Origin of the sequence: Natronospira sp., from assembly GCF_007134575.1 — a bacterium.
Taxonomy (GTDB): Bacteria; Pseudomonadota; Gammaproteobacteria; order Natronospirales; family Natronospiraceae; genus Natronospira; species Natronospira elongata.
Genome location: NZ_SLKM01000195.1, coordinates 1 through 4,728, shown reverse-complemented (window position 1 = coordinate 4,728; position 4,728 = coordinate 1). Strand labels below are relative to the sequence as shown.

Genomic DNA, 4,728 nt, shown 5'->3' with positions numbered 1-4,728 from the left:
TGACAGCTCCCGGCAAGCCAAAATTCCTGACCCGCCCTTACCAGATTACCGGGGAATAAGGCAATCAACCCATAACTCACTGATAAGTAAAGAAAACGCCGCCCCATGGGAACGGCGTTCTGCTGTATCGTTGCGTCAGAATGTCGCTTAGGCGGCGAACCTTGTGGTCGTCGCGGCGGCGTTGATGACAGCCGCGATACGGACGGCACTTTGAATGGCCTCTCGGCCGAGGCCCGCCTGACGCAGAACTTTCTCGTGATTCTGCACACACAGTCCACAGCCGTTGATAGCCGACACGGCCAGGCAATAGAGCTCAAAGTCGGTCTTGTCGACACCTGGGCGGCCAATCACGTTCATCCGCAGCTTGGCCGGCATGCGGCCGTATTCCTCGTCCTCCACCAGGTGCAGAAAGCGATAGTAGACGTTGTTCATGGCCATGATGGAAGCAGCGGCCTTGGCCGCATTGGTCGTGGCTTCATCGGCCTGTTCGGCGACCAGACTTTCCACCTGACGGGCAAACGCCACATTGTCGGCGGCATAGGCCGAGGCCAGGGCGGTGCCGTAGATCTGCTCCTGGCTCAGGCCGGGCGCACCTTCGGTCTTGAGTACCGAGCTCAGGTTCAGACGAATGTCCTTGGCGTGATCAGGCAGTGCCTGCTTGAGTTCCGTGACGCTCATGGGTCACCTCCCGTTGTTCCGAAAAAAGCGGCCCCCGGATACCGGGGGCCGCTCGATCTCACTCACCCACCGGATAATCAGGCGGCGTTGAGGGTCTCTTCGCCCTTCTGCCAGTTGCAGGGGCAGAGCTCGTCGGTCTGCAGCGCGTCCAGAACCCGCAGGATTTCATTGGGGTTACGGCCCACGCTCATATCGTTGACCGACACGTGACGGATGATGCCGTCCGGATCGACGATGTAAGTCGCCCGCTGAGCAACGCCCTCTTCCGGATCCTGGATACCGAGCTGGGAGACCAGCTTGCGGTTCAGGTCGGCCAGCATCGGCACGGGCAGATCCTTCAGGCGGTCGTCGTTCTGGCGCCAGGCCAGGTGCACGAACTCACTGTCAGTGCTGGCGACCATCAGCTGGGCATCACGGTCCTCGAACTCGTCGGCCATATCACCGAAGGACTGGATCTCGGTCGGGCAGACGAAGGTGAAGTCCTTCGGGTAGAACATGAAAATGGTCCACTTGCCCGGGAAACTCTTGTTATTGATTTCTTCAAAGGCGTTCTTTTCATCCGTGGAAACAGTCGCATTCACGGAAAACTCAGGGAACTTCTCACCAATTCCAAGCATTATTTACCTCCTCCTAGGGTTTTCATTTTTGCTATCGAAATAGCCACTTTTATTTTCGGGTGCTATTAAAACGCACACCCGAAACTCGCTCAAGCAAATCGTTTCAATAGGTTGGATAGGCAGCACCTATCTGGTGACAACACAGGCCGCAGTCGCCGACCACCACGCGGCGAACGCCCAGGCGGCGGCGACAGGGCCATGTGGTTCCACTCAGGGACTCATGCGTTGGCTTCGCGTACCAGCATGGTGTTGAGGCGGCGAACGAAGCCCGCCGGATCGTCGAGCTGCCCCCCTTCCGCGAGGACAGCCTGGTCAAACAGCACCCGCGCCCAGTCGGCAAAGGTCTCCCCCTCGTCCATGGAAGACAGGCGGGTCAGCAGGGGATGATCCGGATTGACTTCCAGGATGGGACGCAACTCGGGCACCGACTGACCGGCTTCCTTCAGCAGGCGCTGCAGGTTCAGGCTGATGCCGTCCTGCTCCGCGACCAGACAGGCCGGAGAATCCACCAGGCGGCGGGAGACGCGCACTTCCTTGACCTGCTCGTCGAGTGCCTTATTGAGACGCTCGAGCAGGTCCTTGTGGGCCTCGGCCTGCTGCTCGGCGTCCTTGTCGTCGTCCACTTCGTCGGCGTCCAGATCGCCCTGGGCCACCGATTTCAGCGTCTTGCCCTCGAACTCGGGCAAATGCGCCACCAGCCATTCGTCCACCCGATCGGACAACAGCAGCACCTCGATGTCCTTCTTGCGGAACGCCTCCAGATGCGGGCTGTTGAGCGCCGTGGCGTGGCTGTCGGCGGTGACGTAGTAAATGGCCTTTTGGTCCGGCTGCATCCGGTCCACATAGTCCTTGAGCGAGACGGTCTGGCCGTCGGGATGCCGGGTGCTGGCAAAACGCAGCAGCCCGGCAATGCGTTCGGCGTTCTCCGGATCTTCCGCCGGGCCTTCCTTGATCACCTGGCCAAATTCATCCCAGAAGCGGGCGTAATCCTCCGGCCGATTGCGGGCCATGTCTTCCAGCAGGCCCAGGACCTTTTTCACTGCACCGGCGCGGATACTGCGGACCAGGCGGTTGTCCTGGAGAATCTCCCGCGAGACATTGAGGGGCAGATCATCGGAGTCCACCACCCCACGCACGAAGCGCAGCCAGGCCGGCATCAGCTGCTCGGCCTCGTCCATGATGAACACCCGGCGCACGTACAGGCGCACGCCCCGGCGACGCTCCCGATCCCAGAGATCGAAGGGGGCCCGGGAAGGGATGTAGAGCAGCAAGCTGTAGCTTTGCCGACCTTCCACGTGATTGTGGGTCCAGGCCAGCGGCGCTTCCGGGTCATGGCTCAGGTGCTGGTAAAAGCCCTGGTAATCCTCGTCCTTGAGTGACTCCTTCGGCCGGGTCCACAGGGCCGCAGCCTCATTGACCTTCTCCCAGGCCTCACTGCCCTCTTTCTCGGATGGCATCAGGATGGGCAGACCGATGTGGTCGGAATAGCGACGGATGATGTGGCGCAGACGGGCCGGCTCCAGGAACTCCACGGCGTCATCCCGCAGTTGCAGCGTCACCGTAGTGCCGCGGGACTCGCGCTCGATCTCCTCCAGGGTATAGCTGCCGGTGCCGTCAGAAGACCAGCGCACGCCGGCTTTTTCGTCGGCCCGGCGGGTCTCCACCGAGACCTGGTCGGCAACGATGAAACTGGAGTAAAAGCCGACGCCGAACTGGCCAATCAGCTGGGCGTCCTTTTTCTGATCGCCGGAAAGGGAATCGAGGAAGCGGCGCGTGCCGGAACGGGCAATGGTGCCCAGATTGTCGATCACTTCCTGGCGGCTCATGCCGATACCGTTGTCACTCACGGTAACAGTACCGGCATCCTTGTCCGCCTCGACGCGGATTTCCAGTTCACCGTCCCCCTCCAGTAGCGTGTCATCCTTTAGAGCGGCGAATCGCAGACGATCACAGGCATCAGAGGCATTGGATACGAGTTCGCGCAGAAAAATTTCCCGGTTGGAATACAGGGAGTGGATCATCAGCTTGAGCAGCTGCTGAACCTCCGCCTCAAAATGCCGGGTTTCGACGTTCGCCTTGGCCATGACGCTGTACAACCTCCTGGAATCGAACGGTAAAAGCACTCCACTCCCGTGAGGGAGCGGGGGATGAACGGAGAAAAAGGTGGGGGCAGCAGAGGCCATTTCAAGGGGCCGCGACTGCCATTGCATACCTTGCCGCGTGTTGCCCCTGCCTCAGCCTTGGAGCACCACCCACGGTCAGCTAGGGATCGATCTCCGGCCCTGGTGGACTGGCGGGCTGCAAGCGCAGTCGCTGAATCCGGTTACGCAAGACCGAACGACGCGCCTCATCCTCGGTTGCATTCAACAAGGACTGGTAGAGCCTGCGCGCGTCCTCGGTGAGCCCGGCATCGGCGAGCGCATCTGCAGCCCGGTACCGGGCCGTCTGCGCCCACTGATCCATGGAAAAGGGGTCATGAAAGCCGGCCGAGCGAAGATAGAGACGGGCGGCCTCCAGACGGTCACCCATCCCCTCGGCGGATTCTGCCATCCAGAACAGGATTTCCCGATGCTGCCGGTCTTCCAGATCCTTTTCCAGGAGGCGCTTCAAGTACGCCAAGGCTGGCTCGTGATCTCCCATGTTCTGCAAATCGAACAGGACTTGCAGCACACGCTCCACCGGAAAATCCTCAACGTCCTTATCGAAAAGGGCATCCAGTGCAGACAGCCCTTCTTCCCTGGCCCCGCCCAGCAACAGCACCCTTGCGCGGCGTAAGCCCCAATCCAGCTCCTCTACCCCGTCCGGGGCCTTGTCCAGACCTCTCATGAGACGGGAGGCCAATGGAATATCGGCCTCTTCCATAACCAGGTCTGCAAGCAGGTAGCGCACCGTTTGCGGAATCGAATCAAGTGCCTGGAAATGGCCACTCTCCAGGTAGAGCTGACGAATGATGGCGGGGCCTTCCCGACGGTTGACCAGGGTGGCGGCCAGTTCGCCGTGGGCACGCTCTCGTTGCTTGGTTTCAAAACTGTTGAAGGCGATGACACTCAAGAGCGCGCGCGTTTTGACCGGCTCGGAGTCGGCGTAGGATTCGGCCAGCTCGAACCACATGGGGTCATCCCCCACCAGTATCTGGGCCTCATTCCCCAGGCGTTCACCGAAATCCTGATAGGCCGCCCACAGTTGCTCCGGCGCCAGGCTGAATACAGGGTCAACCCGGCCACCCTCATCGTAAAGCCCCAGACCCCGCTCCAGGGCCCCGATTCGGGCGGATCGATTGCCCGTCTTCTCCGCCGCCTGAGCGGCCACGGACCAGGTCAATCGGCGATCAAGTGCCGGGGTCTGATCGTCAAAGCCGAAACGAATGGCATCACTGAGCACGTCCCCGGCCTGAGCGGAGTCCGCCGCCAGTCTGGCAGCGAGTCGTAGCGGT

At 61.0% G+C, this 4,728-nt stretch carries 4 protein-coding genes; all 4 read right to left on the bottom strand.

Translation table 11 applies throughout. The features are described 5' to 3' along the window. Positions 1 to 147: 147 nt before the first annotated feature. Positions 148 to 678, bottom strand: coding sequence for a carboxymuconolactone decarboxylase family protein (locus tag ACJWXQ_RS07545; protein ID WP_346050061.1), 531 nt, complete (start codon positions 676 to 678; stop codon positions 148 to 150). 77 nt (positions 679 to 755) lie between these two features. Beyond that, on the bottom strand, positions 756 to 1,295 hold the full coding sequence (locus tag ACJWXQ_RS07540; RefSeq protein ID WP_346050063.1) for a peroxiredoxin: 540 nt from the start codon (positions 1,293 to 1,295) through the stop codon (positions 756 to 758). A 218-nt stretch (positions 1,296 to 1,513) separates the two neighbouring features. After that, positions 1,514 to 3,379, bottom strand: coding sequence for a molecular chaperone HtpG (htpG, locus tag ACJWXQ_RS07535; protein WP_346050065.1), 1,866 nt, complete (start codon positions 3,377 to 3,379; stop codon positions 1,514 to 1,516). A gap of 178 nt (positions 3,380 to 3,557) precedes the next feature. After that, positions 3,558 to 4,728 (bottom strand): tetratricopeptide repeat protein (locus ACJWXQ_RS07530; RefSeq protein ID WP_406672510.1); only part of this gene is annotated, 1,171 nt, incomplete at its 5' end.